Annotated in this window: 17 protein-coding genes; 4 read left to right on the forward strand and 13 right to left on the reverse strand. The window is 44.8% G+C overall.

What is annotated here, in order from left to right; genetic code table 11:
• Positions 1-21: 21 nt before the first annotated feature.
• Complete coding sequence (locus tag HMPREF3090_RS07035) at positions 22-768, reverse strand: MurR/RpiR family transcriptional regulator (protein ID WP_070486258.1); 747 nt, start codon at positions 766-768, stop codon at positions 22-24.
• 141 nt (positions 769-909) lie between these two features.
• Between HMPREF3090_RS07035 and pfkB the strand changes: the two genes are divergently transcribed.
• Positions 910-1,848, forward strand: coding sequence for a 1-phosphofructokinase (gene pfkB, locus HMPREF3090_RS07040; protein ID WP_070486260.1), 939 nt, complete (start codon positions 910-912; stop codon positions 1,846-1,848).
• Between the two features lie 2 nt (positions 1,849-1,850).
• Complete coding sequence (locus HMPREF3090_RS07045) at positions 1,851-3,737, forward strand: fructose-specific PTS transporter subunit EIIC (RefSeq protein WP_070486261.1); 1,887 nt, start codon at positions 1,851-1,853, stop codon at positions 3,735-3,737.
• A 241-nt stretch (positions 3,738-3,978) separates the two neighbouring features.
• Here the strand turns inward: HMPREF3090_RS07045 and HMPREF3090_RS07050 are convergent, their stop codons facing one another.
• The 12 genes from HMPREF3090_RS07050 to lacD all read right to left on the reverse strand — a co-directional run bounded on the left by HMPREF3090_RS07050 (position 3,979) and on the right by lacD (position 13,838).
• Positions 3,979-4,809: a MurR/RpiR family transcriptional regulator gene (locus HMPREF3090_RS07050; protein ID WP_070486263.1), complete on the reverse strand. Its 831-nt coding sequence runs from the start codon at positions 4,807-4,809 to the stop codon at positions 3,979-3,981.
• Positions 4,810-5,040: 231 nt separating this feature from the next.
• Positions 5,041-5,757: an ROK family protein gene (locus HMPREF3090_RS07055; protein ID WP_306345456.1), complete on the reverse strand. Its 717-nt coding sequence runs from the start codon at positions 5,755-5,757 to the stop codon at positions 5,041-5,043.
• Positions 5,745-5,939, reverse strand: coding sequence for a hypothetical protein (locus HMPREF3090_RS09965; RefSeq protein ID WP_230080803.1), 195 nt, complete (start codon positions 5,937-5,939; stop codon positions 5,745-5,747). Before HMPREF3090_RS09965 ends, HMPREF3090_RS07055 begins: the two co-directional genes overlap by 13 nt.
• A 12-nt stretch (positions 5,940-5,951) precedes the next feature.
• Positions 5,952-6,395, reverse strand: a complete 444-nt coding sequence (locus tag HMPREF3090_RS07060) for a NanQ anomerase/TabA/YiaL family protein (protein ID WP_070486264.1) — start codon at positions 6,393-6,395, stop codon at positions 5,952-5,954.
• Complete coding sequence (locus tag HMPREF3090_RS07065; RefSeq protein WP_070486267.1) at positions 6,395-7,939, reverse strand: sodium:solute symporter family protein; 1,545 nt, start codon at positions 7,937-7,939, stop codon at positions 6,395-6,397. The genes HMPREF3090_RS07060 and HMPREF3090_RS07065 overlap by 1 nt, the downstream gene beginning before the upstream one ends.
• Positions 7,940-7,981: 42 nt before the next feature.
• Complete coding sequence (locus tag HMPREF3090_RS07070; protein WP_198434435.1) at positions 7,982-8,854, reverse strand: N-acetylneuraminate lyase; 873 nt, start codon at positions 8,852-8,854, stop codon at positions 7,982-7,984.
• Positions 8,855-8,899: 45 nt separating this feature from the next.
• The gene (locus HMPREF3090_RS07075; protein ID WP_198434425.1) at positions 8,900-9,580 is read right to left on the reverse strand and encodes an N-acetylmannosamine-6-phosphate 2-epimerase; all 681 of its coding nucleotides are present in this window, start codon (positions 9,578-9,580) and stop codon (positions 8,900-8,902) included.
• A gap of 243 nt (positions 9,581-9,823) precedes the next feature.
• Complete coding sequence (locus tag HMPREF3090_RS07080) at positions 9,824-10,492, reverse strand: HAD family hydrolase (protein ID WP_070486273.1); 669 nt, start codon at positions 10,490-10,492, stop codon at positions 9,824-9,826.
• 115 nt (positions 10,493-10,607) lie between these two features.
• On the reverse strand, positions 10,608-12,011 hold the full coding sequence (locus HMPREF3090_RS07085; RefSeq protein WP_070486275.1) for a PTS galactitol transporter subunit IIC: 1,404 nt from the start codon (positions 12,009-12,011) through the stop codon (positions 10,608-10,610).
• Between the two features lie 29 nt (positions 12,012-12,040).
• Positions 12,041-12,340 (reverse strand): PTS sugar transporter subunit IIB, encoded by a 300-nt coding sequence (locus HMPREF3090_RS07090; RefSeq protein ID WP_070486277.1) that lies wholly within the window; start codon positions 12,338-12,340, stop codon positions 12,041-12,043.
• Between the two features lie 19 nt (positions 12,341-12,359).
• Positions 12,360-12,836 carry a PTS sugar transporter subunit IIA gene (locus HMPREF3090_RS07095; protein ID WP_070486279.1) on the reverse strand — a complete coding sequence of 159 codons (477 nt, stop codon included), beginning with the start codon at positions 12,834-12,836 and terminating at the stop codon, positions 12,360-12,362.
• A 12-nt stretch (positions 12,837-12,848) separates the two neighbouring features.
• Positions 12,849-13,838: a tagatose-bisphosphate aldolase gene (lacD, locus tag HMPREF3090_RS07100; protein WP_070486282.1), complete on the reverse strand. Its 990-nt coding sequence runs from the start codon at positions 13,836-13,838 to the stop codon at positions 12,849-12,851.
• Positions 13,839-14,108: 270 nt separating this feature from the next.
• Here lacD and lacA point away from each other — a divergent pair, with 270 nt between their 5' ends.
• Positions 14,109-14,537, forward strand: a complete 429-nt coding sequence (gene lacA / locus HMPREF3090_RS07105; protein WP_070486284.1) for a galactose-6-phosphate isomerase subunit LacA — start codon at positions 14,109-14,111, stop codon at positions 14,535-14,537.
• 26 nt (positions 14,538-14,563) lie between these two features.
• On the forward strand, positions 14,564-15,079 hold the full coding sequence (gene lacB, locus HMPREF3090_RS07110; RefSeq protein ID WP_070486286.1) for a galactose-6-phosphate isomerase subunit LacB: 516 nt from the start codon (positions 14,564-14,566) through the stop codon (positions 15,077-15,079).
• Positions 15,080-15,204 lie beyond the last annotated feature (125 nt).

Raw genomic sequence — 15,204 nt, forward strand, 5'->3', positions numbered from 1 at the left:
AATGCCAGTCAGGGCTAGATTTTATTGGTCATTTATTTTTATCGCTAGTATGTCTACTAATATTCGGCAAAGGATAGATAGAGGGAGTCTAGAATGGACCTCATAATCAGGCAAGAAAGAATTTCTTGATTTAAATCCGATTAACGCAATATCTTGATACTGCATAATGCTCGAATCTCTATTCGTCGTAATCACAATATTAGTACTCTTTAAATTCTTGCTTATCTTGGCTGCTTCGACAAGTTCTTTAGTTTCTCCATTTAAAGTTAGGAATAGTACGACGTCTTCTGGCCTGGCACGCTGGGCTATTCCCTTAATTAAATTAGGATCTGTATATTTTTTACAGGTTTTCCCTAACAAAGCGAGTTTAATCGACACTTCTTCAGCCAATAATTCCGATAATCCCCGTGCAAAAATATAAATTTTATCAGCTTCTGCAATGGCTTCTGCTGCTTTAAGGGCATCTTTAACATTCAGTTGATTAATAGTATGGGTGACTTCCCAGTAATTCTTCAGAACGGCCTCTTTGACAAGGGCTGGCTCTCCTTCTAAATGGCTAAAGGGTTTCATGATATGTGTTTGATTGCTAATACTTTGTTTAAAAGAAGTGTATCCTGTATAGCCTTGTTTTTGGACAGTACGGACTATGGTGGCCGTCGAAACATTCGCTGCTTCACTCAACTCTGTGATGGTTAAGTCAGGAATTTTAGCAAGGTTATCTTGAATGAACTTCCAGCAAAATCTTTCTGCTTGCGATAACTTATCCATGGCTTACTCCTTTAAATACCTTAATACTTGATTGATACATCATCTTGTAAAAGATTTACAAGCTACAAAGGCTATTATACCAGAAAAGAAAACATTTACATTATCCCTTGTCCTATACTAAAGGCAAGAGGAGGTGGGGAGATGTTCTATACTTGTACATTAAACCCTGCAATTGATTTATTTATTGATACCGATAAATTGTTGCCAAATACCGTAAACCGCACCAATAATTATGATGTGATCGCCAATGGGAAAGGCGTTAACGTTTCTTTGATATTAAAAAAATTAGGCATCGATTCCTGTGCCCTAAGTATTGGGGGCGGCTTCACCTTTCATTTTATCGAAGACTATTTGCGCGAACAAGGGATCGATACTCACTTTATTCAAACAGAGGGAACAACCCGCATCAATGTCTTTACACGAGTAAGAGAAGCTGACCTGGAATATAAGTTAGTGAACCCAGGCCCCCAAGTTAGCAAAGAGACACTCGACTCTTTAATGTCTAAAATCTATACCTTAAACAGTGACGATTTCTTAATTGTTTCAGGAAGTTTCGCTAAAGGAATATCCCCTGACCAATTAATTACCTTAGCCGAATTATCATCTGTTCAAGGATTTAAATTGATCATTGATACCAGTTACCCCACTGTCATGGATTGTTTACCGTATCAACCGCTCCTAATCAAACCTAACGAAGAGGAAATCGCATCCTGGTTTGAAATTGATGACGAAGAGGAACTAACATTCGATGATTACATTCATTATGCTAAAATCCTCATCACTAAGGGAGCACAAAACATTCTACTATCTTTAGGTAGCCAAGGCGCCTTATTTATAAACGAAAATACCATACTATACGGCAATGCGCCTAAGGGAAAGGTTATTAATACGGCCTGTTCTGGAGATACCATGCTAGGAACTTTCATCGCTTATTGTCACCAGGGAAGTTCTTATGAAGAGGCTCTGAAATATAGTCTAGCCGCCGGATCTTCTACTGCCTTTACCACAGCCTTAACAGATTTTACAGATACTGACGACTTAACCAAAGACATAACAATCAAAAGAATTGAGGGGGATTAAAAATGAATCGATACAAAATCATAGCCGCTACAGGCTGTCCTACTGGGATTGCTCATACCTATATGGCTCAAGAAGCCTTAGAAGAAGCAGCAAAAAAGCATAATGTCGCTATTAAAGTTGAAACACATGGTCAATCTGGAGTTGAAAACGAACTCAGCATCCAAGATATCCAAGAAGCTGACGTTGTAATTATTGCTGCCGATAAAGATGTTAATGTTGAACGTTTCGACGGCAAGCCTTTGATCAATGTCTCTGTTTCAGCTGGAATGAAGCGAGCAGATGATCTTATCCAACAAGCTTTAGACAAGGACAATTTGCCTATTTATCGTAGTCAGTCGCGCCAGGCAAGAGAAGACCAACAAACAAGTAAATCTTCTAGCTCTTGGCTCCACAGCTTATACGTTTTTCTCATGAACGGCGTCTCCCATATGTTACCGATTGTCGTAGCTGGTGGAGTGCTCATCGCTATCTCTTTCTTCTGGGGCATCAATTCTGCTGATCCAGCCAGTCCAGAATATAATGAATTTGCTAGCGTGCTCAATCAAATAGGTGGCCTGACGATGAATTTAATGGTCCCTGTTCTCTCGGCCTATATTGCAGAAGCCATGGCCAAGCGATCAGGTTTAGTTGTCGGCTTTGCTACAGGAATGATCGCCTATACCAATGGGACCGGCTTCTTAGGAGGTATTCTGAGTGGTTTCCTATCAGGTTACATTATTATGGGGCTTAATAAACTGCTCAAAGGCTTGCCCAAGTCCTTAGACGGCCTTAAATCTATCTTCTTATTGCCTGTTTTAGGTGTATTAATCACTGGTTTTATTGTGTGGTATCTATCAATTCCTATGAAAGAAATTAACGAAGGTATGATGGCTTTCCTTAAAAATATGGAAAACTCAAGTCCGATAGTACTGGGTGCAATTGTCGGGATTATGAGTGCTGCAGACTTTGGTGGTCCTGTCAATAAAGCAGCCTACCTTACAGGGACGGCCTTATTAGCCCAAGGCAACTATTACTTCATGGCTGGCGTATCTGCAGCTTGTATTGCACCCCCACTAGCAACAGGTTTTGCCGTTCTATTCAATCGCAAAGCCTATACAGATAAAGAACGGAGCGCTGGACTGGTCAACTTCCTCCTGGGATCAACACATATTACAGAAGGAGCTATTCCCTTTGCAGCGACTAACCCCCTAATTAATATTCCTATCTTTATGTTGGGTTCCTCAGTTGCAGCTATTTTAACTTATATGAGTAAAATCACTGTCCCAGCACCCCACGGCGGTTTTATCGTGCTCCCTCTCGTTAATAAACCTCTATTATGGGTGGTAAACATTCTCATCGGTGCCGCAATTTCGGGATTCTTACTGAGTCTTGTTGCCAAAAGACAAGAAGAAAAGCACCAAACAGATGCTGAACATGTACAAGTGAGTGAAGGGACTAACCAGTTCAAAGATATCCTATTCCCTTCCCATATTAAAACCCAAGTTCAACTTGAAAGCCGTGATGATGCCCTAACTTACTTATCCGACTTCGCTCAAAGCTTAAGTCTAGCCGAGGATGCTCAAAGCGTTCTGGAAAAATTTATAGCACGAGAAAATGAATTCTCTACTGCTATGGAGAACGGCATTGCCATTCCCCATGCTCAATCAGAGGCGATCACAAAGCCAGGGATGCTGATTATCAAATTGCAAACCCCTATTGAATGGAGCAGCTTAGATGATGAAAAAGTGGATACCCTTATCGCTTTCCTCATACCAGCTTCAGACAAGGGAGACCAACATTTAAACTATTTATCTAATACAGCCAAAAAACTCGTCCACCAAGACTTTGTTGATCAACTCAAACAAGCCAACGATCCGATGAGTATTTATGAGTTGTTTGTTGGTGACTAATGAGTAACCAGTCAAGAAGTTAAAGACTACATCAACAACGAAACCGAGCAAACCAAGAAAGCCTTATTCTAGATTTATCTTAAACCTCTACTCCACTCATACCATTTTGGAGTGAGGTTTTTGATAGTAACATTTAATTGATATCTACAAAATATTTGTAAGCAGAAGTGGAACGGAGGCTTACCAATGCTATCAGTATTACTTTTTCTATCAATTATTTTAGTGAAAATCTAAAAACTCCTTACAATATCTCCCCTTCTTCAAAGACATCCATCGTTCGCTCAAAAGTACGTTGGATATTCTCTCGGTCAATTTCAATCAAATAATCATAAATAATATCGCACATGATAATAATCGGCAATTGGGGTGAAATCCGGTTACCCGAGTTCAAATTCTTAACCGTGGCCACACGAACGATTTCGTCAAATTGATCCTTTAGCGACACATCAAAATTAGCGGTCACTAGGATGGTGTAGGCGCCCTGTTGAGCGGCTTGGCGGAGGCTGTTGAGGACAACCTTCTTCTGTCCAGAGATACTGAAGCCCAGCACACAGCATGCCTCATCAATGACCACTTGGTGGACCCGCATGGCATCGGCATCACTCACCGTAGCGCTCACAATCCCCAAGCGCAATAAGCGGCTGGTCATTTCCTCAGCAGCCAGGGCCGAGCTCCCTACCCCATAGATAATCACGCGTTCAGCTTGGCGGATGGCATTAGCGATCCGGAAGAGCTGGTCTGAATTGGCCAGGTTATAGCTCTTATTCAGAATGGCATTGTAGTCAGATAAGACTTTTTCAATGTTTTGACTGCCTGGATCGTCTTGTTTCTTGGGCAGCCCGGTCCGGTAATCATAGAGAAACTCCCGGTAGCCCGAATAGCCCAACTTCTTAGCAAAGCGGGTAAAGGTTGCCGGTGACACATGAAGAACTTCTCCCAGGTGTTCAATCGAATAGTCTTCATCTTGGTGCTTGTCCTCAACGAAGAAATCCGCCACAATCCGCTCCGTTGACGTTAAGGATTCATAAGACGTCTCAATCAAAGGCAGAATACTTTGCGAAAATTTAATCATAGCCTTCCCCTCTATTTTCTCTTTGTTCCTTGTTAAAAAGTAGTCTGATAAGCCTCCGCTCTGCTTGTGAATTCGGCTCTTTAACGATCAAACTCAAGACGGAACGGATGCTCACTAGAACTATTTAGTTAAGAGAATACTCTCACTCTCTATTATAGCCAAATACCTAAAAAATTTCCCCAGTTCCTTGCCTCATCTCGAGCCAGGCCCTAGGGAAATTTTTATTTAATATTATTTACTGAGCTCAGGATGCTCTTTGAGGAAGTGGTAGACAGCCCCTAAACGGCCCGCCTCATTCCCCAAGCTCGCGGCTTCAATACTTTCCGGCAAGAAGAAATCACTTTCGATCCACTCTGCCAGTGCCTGCTTGATCTTAGGCAGCAAGATGTCTGACTGGGCCATCACACCCCCGCCCAGGATAATGGCATCCGGGTTCAGGAGATAGATCATAGGCAGCAAGCCTTGAGCAAGAGAGCTTGTGAATTGACCAATGGCTTGGTCCGCCTTGGCATCTCCCGCTTGATAGGCCGCAAAGACATCCAAACCCGTCACACGGTCCCGACCGGTCAAGCCAGCATAGCTTTGGCACAATGCAGTAGTTGAAGCCAGGTCTTGGAAGCGGTCCTCGCCAAGCGGCAGGTAGCCCACTTCACCCGCGCTGAACTTGCGGCCAAAATGTATCTTCCCATCGATAAGGACAGCGCCCCCTACCCCGGTACCAATCGTCAAACAAATGAGACTGGCGTCTGACGCATAGTCGCCCAACCAAAATTCACCATAAGCGGCTGCATTGACATCATTCAAGATGCTCATGGGAAGGCCAAGATCAGCTTCGATAGCCTGCTTGAAATTACTTCCTTGGTAGGCGGGGATGGTGTAGCCGGAGTAGATGACTTCCCCACGCTTAGAATCGATAACCCCCGCACTCGAGATAGCTACCCCATCCAGGGGGCCGCTGACTGATTATAATCCTTAACCAATGCGACAACCTGGTCGAGAATACCGTTCTTCTGTTCTTCAATAGACACAACTGTCGCTTCTTCTCTAAATTCACCGAGGGACTGGCCAGAAGCCGTGTAGAGTTCGGACTTGATGGTCGTCCCCCCGATGTCAATACCTAGAATCTTCATAGGGACCGCCCCTTAGTCGTATTTCACTTTGAAGACAGCCTTCTTAATGCTTTCGCTCGCTTCAACCATCAGACCTGTCTTATGAACATCTTCCCGGTCGAGCACTAGGATTTGGCCAGGTGCAATGATTAATTCAGACTGAGCAGGGCCTTCAGAAGCCTGGAAGTCATCCGCTTCAACATAGTCACCCAGCGTCATATTCACAAGGAAGTTATGGTGGATGCCTTCCTTGCCCTTGATTGGCACATGGATGTCAATATAGTCGCGGTGGCTCTCCCAGTCTCTTTGATCTGGCGTGGTCGTATCGTAAGCAATCACATTGTAGAAGAAGCCTTCTTCAATCGCGTGGTTGCCAGGTTCATCTTCACTAATATCATGGGTCTTGAGGTAGTCCACGACCCGGTGAAGGGGTGGTCGGTCTGTATATTCTAAATGGTCCATATCATAGAGTTCCATTAGTGTCTCACCATCCAATCGGCATTTTCTTTGATTTCAGGAATATCATAAATTGTTGTGTACTTAGGTGCTTCCGCTTGGTCGGTCTTGAAGATCAGAGAAACGACATAGCCTACGACCAGGGAAACGGCGATAGAGATTAAGGAGTAGGCCCAGATACTCACACTATCTGCAGGCAGGACATACTTAACGACAATCATCACAATCGATGACACAATCAGTGCCGCATAGGCGCCGTACTTGTTGGCTCGTTTGGAGAAGACGCCTAAGATAAAGACGCCACCGAGCACCCCGAGAACGAGTCCCATGAAGCTATTAAACCATTCGTAAGCGGATACAATTTCTGAGTGGGCTAAGATAATCGAGATGATAATGGAGAAGATCCCGACACCTAGCGATACCCAGCGGGCAATCCAGGTCCGTTTGGCATCATCCATATCTTTGGTCAAGAGGTCTTGGATATCGAGCGTCCATGAGGTAGCCACTGAGTTCAACCCTGTCGATAAGGTCGATTGACTGGCCGCGTAGATCGCCGCTAAGAGGACCCCTGTAATCCCTACCGGTAAGCGATAAGCGATAAAGTAAGTAAAGATTTGGTCTTGGGGCATTTGGGCACCAGGATCACTCGGATTTTGGATTTGATAGTAGGCATAAAGGCCTGTCCCGATCAAGTAGAAGACCGTTGCGATGAAGATAGAGAGGGCCCCGTTAGTAAACATCATCTTGTTTAACTTCTTAATATCTTGGGTCGTGGTAAAACGTTGGACAATATCTTGACTAGAAATATAAGAAGACAAGGTATTGAAGCCAGCCCCCACAATTAAGAGGAAGACTGAGGTATGTAGGAGGTTGGGATCGAACAAGGCTTCATCTGGAGCCAGGAACTTATCCGTGGCAAGATGGTTCATGATCGTCCCAAAACCACCCTCTAAATCGTGAATCAAGAAGAAGAGGGAGAGGGTAACCCCTACCAGGAGAACCGAGCCCTGGATAAAGTCTGTCCAAAGCACGGACTTAATCCCACCCGTGAAGGAGTAAACAATAGCGACCGCTCCCATCAGGAAGATCAAGATATTGACATTGATTCCTGTCAAGAGCGCCAGGGCAGCTGATGGCAGGTACATGATGATGGACATCCGACCCACCTGGTAGATGATAAAGAGCGCTGCCCCGATAATCCGTAAAAACTTAGAGTCAAAACGTTTATCCAGGTAGTCATAGGCTGTGTCGATATCCAGCCGCGCGTAAATCGGTAAGAAGAAGCGAATCGCAATCGGAATCGCAATCAGCATCCCCAATTGGGCGAACCACATGATCCAGGTCCCTGCGTAAGAGTTCCCCGCCAAGGACATAAAGGATATCGGACTCAACAGGGTCGCAAAGATAGAAACCGAGGTCACATACCAGGGGATGGACCCATCCCCCTTAAAGAACTCCTTACCCTGCATCTCACGTTTTGAAAAGAACAAACCTGCAATCAACACCGCTAATAGATAGACAATCAAGATAATTAAATCGATTGTCGTAAACCCGCCTGAATTCATAGCTAGTCTCCTCCCCACACTCAATCGTCACTAAGTCATCAACTAAACATATTCCTTGTAGATGCGATCTGCTTCCTTAATTTGTTCGTCGGTCATTGAGGCCATTGGTTTACGGCTCAAGAAGTCCCCCTTGTCGCAGCCTTGTAATTGTAAGAGGCGTTTCAAGGTTGGGTAGAGGCCGTTCGCTAAGACCGCTTCAATGAGGTCATTGCTTTCCTTTTGGAGTTGTCTTGCCTTAGCCAAGTCATTAGCCGCTACGGCTTCAAGGATGCCCTTGGCCCGGATCCCATTCACATTGTAGGTTGAGCCAATTGCCCCATCCACTTGGTAGATAGCTGCTGGGAATAACATTTCGTCAAAGCCTGAGTAAATCTTGGTATCAGGGAAAGTATGGCGCAAGCGTTCCAATAAGAAGAAGTCAGCGGCCGTGAATTTCACCCCGATAATGTTATCAATCGCTAACAATTCCTTGAATTCAGCCATGCCCATGCCAATCCCGGTCAAGGCAGGGATCGAGTAGATAATTAAGTCATTATCCACGGCTGAGGTAATATCTTCATAGTAAGCCTTCACTTCAGGGAAGGAGAACTTATAGTAGAAAGGAGTGACTGCAGACACCGCATCGTAGTCTAAGTCTGTCGCATATTGGCCCAGTTCAATGGCTTCGTATAAGTTGGTCCCACCGATTTGGGCGATCAACTTAACGGCATCTCCCGCTTCATCCTTAACAATGTCAAAAATTTGTTTCTTAGTTTCCTTTTCAAGCAGGAAGTTTTCACCTGTTGACCCACCGACATAGAGGCCGTCGACCTTCATTTCATCAATATCATGGCGGACAATTTGGCGTAAGCCTGCTTCATTCACCTTACCTTCTGCGTCGAAGGGAACGAGGAGTGCTGCAATAATACCTTTGATATCTTTTCCTGTACGTTTAGTCATTTTTAAAACCCTTTCTTTATTTTATTCATGAATAGCAGCGACAAATTTTTTCGTAATCAGTTGGGGGCGGGTAATCGCTGACCCAACAACCACACTATAGACACCTAAATCTAGGACACGGCGAACCTTCTCCGGCGTGTCGATATTCCCTTCTGCAATAACGGGCCGATCGATTTGGTCCAAGGCTTTCCGAATCAGCTCGAAGTCATTGTTTTCAATCTTCAGGTCTTTACTCTGTTCGGTATAGCCCACCATGGTCGTTCCAATATAATCGAAGCCCAAACGTTCCGCTTCTAGCATTTCTTCGAGAGTGGAACAATCCGCCATGAGAGCCTGCTTGGGATACTTGGCCTTAATTTCTTTCACAAATTCCTCTAAACTTTGATTATTGGGCCGCTTAGAGATAGTGGCATCCAGGGCGATCACCTCGACGCCTGTAGCGACCAAAGCATCAATTTCTTTCATTGTCGGTGTGATATAAATCTCTGCATCTGGGTAGTCTTGCTTAATAATCCCGATAATGGGCAGGTCTACCAGCTCTTTGATGGCTTCAATATCAGCCACCGAATTGCTGCGAATGCCTTTAGCACCGCCTTCCTGGGCGGCAACAGCCATCCGCGACATAATGTATGAACTGTGCAAGGGTTCATCTTCGAGAGCTTGGCATGAAACAATTAATTCACCTTTTGCCGACTCTAACATTTTCATTCCCTCCTCTTTCTTGCAACCATTTACAATTCTTATTTTAAGGGAATGTAAGCCCTTTTTCAATATTATGGAGAGATTCTGAAAGTACTTTTATTTAGTTCAGATAATCATCAGCTTTCCATCGAGAGCGGTGAATCTACTTTCAGCAGACTAGGAATTTATCACAAGCAAAACAGCGCTAGAAAATTAATCTAGCGCTGTTGACTACTTCAATACTAAAGCTCTTGCTCCATTTATTTAAGCATATTCACTCTCAATATAATCGATAACTCCTGCCAAGGAATCTTTTACCGCGACAGCCTTATCCTTCATTTCCTCATCTGCCGGCATCATATCAGGCACAAGAACAGTCGGCAGACCTGCTTGGTAGGCAGCCCTTAGCCCATTCTTGGAGTCTTCCAGAACCAGGACTGCTTGCTTATCTTCGAGCTCAGTCAGCCCATAAGCCTTCAAATAGATCTCTGGGTCAGGCTTGGCCCGCTCAACCTCGTCGCCAGCTACTAACCCTTCAAAACGGTCGGCTATCCCCTTTCCCTCTAGGTTCCGCATAATCTCATGGCGTCGGCTACTAGAAGCAAGATATAGCTTGATCTGGCGCGACTTAAGATAGTCGAGGAGGTCATAGAGGCCTGGTTTTTCATAGACATTATTGGGATCTTTTAGGGTTTCTTCTATATATTGGCTGGTCAAGCTGATAAAGTCTTCAAGCTTAGCCTCTCCTGCATAGCGCTTATGGAAATAATCAAAAACCTCTTCTTCACTAACCCCTAGATAGGCTTTGAAGGTCTCAATATCATAGTCCAGTCCTAATTCATCCGCAGCCCGCTGCGTCTGTTCATAACCCACTCTCTCTGTATCAAACATCAGGCCATCCATATCAAAAATCACTGCTTTTAGTTCTTTCATAATTACCCTCCTCTGAAGATAAATGGGGCTAAATCACCCGCTCTCTTCTAATTCCCTATATATACAATAACAGCGCTCAGACAGATCGTCTAGCGCTGTTGTTTTTCATCTAATTCTATTTTTTCTCTGCAGCGTATTCTGCATTGCGTTTCTTCATTTGTTTAGCGTACCAAACAAAGAGTAGGGTGTAGATAACTAAGGCAATGGCCGCATAGATAATGAATTCGATTTGGCCTTGGGAGGCATTACCGACGAAGTAAGCCAAGAATTTTTCAACTGGGCCTTCGATGGTGGTCCCTGAAATGAGGGCAGAGCCATCGATGCCTGCTGGGAAGGCCCCTACCTTCTTAGCGGTTTCTGTAACAAAGGGTGCCATTAAGGTCCCAGCGTAGAGGAAGGTTGGGAGGACAAGGGCCCCGATGGTAATCATGCGAATGATCTTACCACGTGTCACCACCAAGAGCGCAGGGGTCAAGCCCATGGCAATAATACCAGCTAAAGGCATGATCCCGTTCTTAGGCAAGATGAGGGCTTCGAGAAGCATAATCGGAGCCAGGACATTGGCTGCTGCCCATACTTCTGCCCGTCCAGCGATGAAAGGCCAGTCCAAGCCGATATTGAAGGTCCGACCTTCGAAACGTTTACTGGTAAAGTCCGTTACCCCTTGAGACAGTGGTTCTACTGAAGCGATGAACCAAGACCCGATCACGGAGAAGAGCTCCAAGCAGGCTGCTGCTGTGAAGGCCAAGGTCAGGATCTTGTCTGGACTTTGGCCACCCAGGATGCCGACAAAGAGACCCAAGTAGATCCCAATGGCGAATTTTGATCCCCAGAAGCCAATCTTATTATTGAGCTTGGCCGCGTCAAAGTCATACTTGTCTAACCAGGGGAATAATTTGTCGAAGATCTTATCAAAAACCATGATGATCGGGTTCATCATATAGTTCATGTGGGTTGTTGTCATGGGGTTACCTTCTGGGGCATTCATCAAATCATTGAAGGTAGGTTTCATCAAGTCCGAGTTGATGATCTTCAATACCCCGATGAAAACTACCAAGATAGTAGCGACCAAGAGGGGCGCCCCACAATAAATGGCGAACAAACCAACTAGGGATAGGTGCCAAACGTCGAAGATATCGACATCCAAGGTATTGGTCTTGTTAGCCACTAACATAATGATATTAACGACTAATAAGATCAACATGAAGTATAAGGTATAGGGCGAGCCCCAAGTGATGGTTGCCATCGGTGCCCAACCAACGTCTGTGATATTTAACTGAAGTCCTGTCCCTTTAACGAAGTCTGCTAGGGCTTCTGAGAAGGAAGAGGTCAGGATATTCATGATCGCCCCAACCCCTGTTAGGGCAATCCCTAATTTAATCCCACCTTCCAGGGCTTTGGAAAATTTCACGCGAAAACATAAGGCCAAGACTGTCAGCACAATTGTCATTAAAGGAGCAGGTCCTAAATCGATAATTGGCTGTAAAATCGTATTGGCAAATTCGATAATGCCGTCCATTTCTATCCACTCCTACTAAGGCTTCTTAACTAGCCGAGATCTTTTATCACTTGCTCAATTTCATTATAAACAGGTTCAGCCATGGCAGGAATGCGGTAGAGGATTGGCCCAGCATTAACGACTGGGATTGGAATCTCAAAGCCTAGATCAGTATCAGCAATTTGGGCAAAGATATCGTATTTTTCCATCATATCTTCTGAAATATCCTTGATCATCACGGCATCGCATTGGACGTCATAGCCTCTTTTTGAGAGTTCTGTTTCTAAGGCGTCTTTGATTTGGTGGCTGGAGTTAACCCCTGCGCCACAAGCTGCTAAAATTTTAACCATTTTCTACACCATTTCCTTTCTAGAAGTTCTCTTGTAAAAATTCATAGATTGCTTTAGGATCTTCGCTGGCCAGGAAGTTTTCAATCCGGTCTGCATCTGTCCGATTGAAGAAATCCATGACTTGGGCCAGTAGACCGGCCTGGGCCTCAGCATCTTTATTCAGGAGCATAAAGAGGAAGCCAACTTCAAGGGCCTGGTCAGGCTGGATCATGCTGTGGAAGGTCACAGGCTTTGTGAGCTTAATAGGCACAATCCGTGTTACCGTCACATATTCTGATTCCGTATGCGGAATCGCAATGTTAGCGAAATTGGGATTCACTGGCTGCATATCCAAAGCAGTAGGGAAATTCTTCTCTCTTTCAATTAAGCTGTCGAGGAAACCCTCTTTGACTAAGTCCAATTTTTGGAGTTCTTGGTCGGCTTGTCTGAAGATATCCTCAGCATTCTCTCCTTCAAGAACAAAGCAGGTTTCCTGAGCAAATAGACTGCTCGTCATACGATCCCCTCTCTATTCTGCTGAAATCTTATCGGTCCAAGCGGTTGCGGTTTCAGCTAAGACCTGGTTCAAGTTTTGGATGTTTTCCTTACCTTGACTGCTCAACCATTGACGGCAAGCTTCTTCGCCCTTTTCAGCGTATTCTGGAACAGAGTCTGCCCAGGTTGCCCGGCCGCACAAGACCCCATTGAAGGCTGCGCCAGCTTCTTTAGCGAATTTCAAGGTATCTTGGAAGAGTTGAGCGGATACCCCACCTGATAAGTAGATATAAGGTAGGTCCGTGGCTGCGTCTTGTTCTTGGAAGAATTTCTTAGCTTCTTCTTGGCTGTAAACGGCGTCGTCCCCATAACCTTCAACGAAGTTCATATTAACGGGGACTTCTACCTTAAGGACATCAACTTGGTAGCGGTCATCAGAGAAAACTTTGACAGCTTCATTGACCTTGTGGGGCCGAACTTTGGCATATTCTTTGCCTTTCGCATCGTCAATATTGGCGTCATAGGATAAGATTTCCAGGAAGAAGGGGATGTCTTCGGCTTGGCATTCGCTCCCGATCCGTTCAACGAAGGCATGTTTCCAATTATTAATCTTTTCGTCTTCATCTACATCATAGTAGAGGAGGAATTTAACGGCATCAGCGCCTTCTTCTTTAATCCGCTTAGCTGACCAATCAGGTAGAAGGTCGGGCAAGCGGCCCACTTCGGAAGCGTCGTAGCCTGTTTCTTCATAAGCTAGGAGTAAGCCACAATCGCTATCCTTCTTAGCGGCGGCAGGTAGGCCGTATTCTGGGTCCAATAAGATGGAAGCCGCATAAGGGGTCAATTCTTCTGAAATGGCAATCTTAAACTGTTCCACTTCTTTTTGGATATCTTCCACTTCACCGGCGCTTTGGAGCATCTTCTTCAGCGATCCCCGTTGGTCAATCGCTAAGGCAGAGATCACCTGATCATCCGTAGAGAGTTTCTTTAAGTGGTCGAGCTTGGCTTGTGAGACTTTCTTCATTTGTAAACACTCCTCTTCCAAATGTTTGTTTTTGTTTATCTGTTGTGTTTATATTATAACGCTTCCACTAAATTGTCAAGGACTTTGTATAAAGGCTTTCATTTTTGTTATAGATGGAATTATCTATATATTTATAGGATTTATCTGACTATCTTATTTTTCTTTGTTAAATTTTACGAGCGAAAGGATTGACTTTCGTATTCAAACATACTAAACTAGAATCAAACAGATTCAAACAATGCTTTTTAATGATGGAAGGAAGGCTATGAAATGAAAGTAGTTATTGGAGCAGACCAAGGCGGTTTCGAACTCAAAGAAACCATCAAAGCTTATTTGGAAACAACAGACCATGAGATTATCGATGTGACCGAGACACCAGCCAAGGACTTCATTGCCTCAACTGCAGCAATCGTCGACGAGGTTCAGGCAGATGATAAAACCTTAGGCATCGCCATTGATGCTTACGGCGTGGGCAGCTTCATGGCTGGAACCAAGCACAAGGGCGCTATCGTCGCCAACCTATCTGATGAACGGACAGCCTATATGACCCGGGAACACAACAACGCCCGCATCATTACCCTAGGCCAAGAAATCGTTGGTCCTGAACTGGCCCGTAACATTGTGCGCGAATTCCTGAAAGCAGACTACGCCGCTGGACGCCACCAAGTCCGCGTCGATATGCTCAATGAAATGTGCTAGTTCGTCAGACTGAGGAGGTTAAAAAAATGAAAATTGCTATTGGTTGTGACCATATTGTGACAGATATTAAGATTGCCCTCGCAGATACCCTAAGAGAGAAGGGCCATGAGGTGATCGATGTCGGAACTTACGGCTTCGTCCGCACCCACTACCCTATCTTTGGGAAACGGGTTGGGGAACTCGTTGCTTCTGGCGATGTTGACTTCGGGGTTGTCCTCTGCGGGACTGGTGTTGGGATTTCCAATGCAGCCAACAAGGTCGCCGGCACCCGGACAGCTCTCGTCCGTGACATGACCAGCGCCCTCTATGCCCGCCGCGAACTCAATGCGAATATTGTAGCTTTCGGCGGCAAGATCACAGGGGAATTCTTGATGAGCGATATTATCGAAGCCTTCATTAACGAAGACTACCAAGAAACCCCTGAAAACAAAGCGCTGATCGAACAAATTGCCAGCCTAGATAGTCAAGATGACAGTAAACATAGCGACCATCTCTTCGATACTTGCCTCGAAAAATGGAATGAAGGCTACTACCACGATTAAGGCCTTCTTTATCTCATGACTTGAAACACTGTAGTTTGGCAGACAGATCCCAGCTACAGTGTTTCTCAGTTTTCTTACACAAATTCTGCTAGTGAGCATACGTTGCGCTTTTGAATTTGGTCCTT

The organism is Aerococcus sp. HMSC23C02 (assembly GCF_001806805.1).
GTDB classification, from domain to species: domain Bacteria; phylum Bacillota; class Bacilli; order Lactobacillales; family Aerococcaceae; genus Aerococcus; species Aerococcus sanguinicola.

What these genes read in the sequence shown, in the direction of transcription:
- HMPREF3090_RS07085 (WP_070486275.1), bottom strand. Translation starts at nt 12,011, where the DNA reads ATGGACGGCATTATCGAATTTGCCAATACGATTTTACAGCCAATTATC.
- HMPREF3090_RS07050 (WP_070486263.1), bottom strand. Translation starts at nt 4,809, where the DNA reads ATGATTAAATTTTCGCAAAGTATTCTGCCTTTGATTGAGACGTCTTAT.
- lacA (WP_070486284.1), top strand. Translation starts at nt 14,109, where the DNA reads ATGAAAGTAGTTATTGGAGCAGACCAAGGCGGTTTCGAACTCAAAGAA.
- HMPREF3090_RS07080 (WP_070486273.1), bottom strand. Translation starts at nt 10,492, where the DNA reads ATGAAAGAACTAAAAGCAGTGATTTTTGATATGGATGGCCTGATGTTT.
- HMPREF3090_RS09965 (WP_230080803.1), bottom strand. Translation starts at nt 5,939, where the DNA reads ATGAAGATTCTAGGTATTGACATCGGGGGGACGACCATCAAGTCCGAA.
- HMPREF3090_RS07075 (WP_198434425.1), bottom strand. Translation starts at nt 9,580, where the DNA reads ATGTTAGAGTCGGCAAAAGGTGAATTAATTGTTTCATGCCAAGCTCTC.
- HMPREF3090_RS07095 (WP_070486279.1), bottom strand. Translation starts at nt 12,836, where the DNA reads ATGACGAGCAGTCTATTTGCTCAGGAAACCTGCTTTGTTCTTGAAGGA.
- HMPREF3090_RS07045 (WP_070486261.1), top strand. Translation starts at nt 1,851, where the DNA reads ATGAATCGATACAAAATCATAGCCGCTACAGGCTGTCCTACTGGGATT.
- HMPREF3090_RS07065 (WP_070486267.1), bottom strand. Translation starts at nt 7,939, where the DNA reads ATGAATTCAGGCGGGTTTACGACAATCGATTTAATTATCTTGATTGTC.
- pfkB (WP_070486260.1), top strand. Translation starts at nt 910, where the DNA reads ATGTTCTATACTTGTACATTAAACCCTGCAATTGATTTATTTATTGAT.
- HMPREF3090_RS07090 (WP_070486277.1), bottom strand. Translation starts at nt 12,340, where the DNA reads ATGGTTAAAATTTTAGCAGCTTGTGGCGCAGGGGTTAACTCCAGCCAC.
- HMPREF3090_RS07035 (WP_070486258.1), bottom strand. Translation starts at nt 768, where the DNA reads ATGGATAAGTTATCGCAAGCAGAAAGATTTTGCTGGAAGTTCATTCAA.
- lacB (WP_070486286.1), top strand. Translation starts at nt 14,564, where the DNA reads ATGAAAATTGCTATTGGTTGTGACCATATTGTGACAGATATTAAGATT.
- HMPREF3090_RS07060 (WP_070486264.1), bottom strand. Translation starts at nt 6,395, where the DNA reads ATGGAACTCTATGATATGGACCATTTAGAATATACAGACCGACCACCC.
- lacD (WP_070486282.1), bottom strand. Translation starts at nt 13,838, where the DNA reads ATGAAGAAAGTCTCACAAGCCAAGCTCGACCACTTAAAGAAACTCTCT.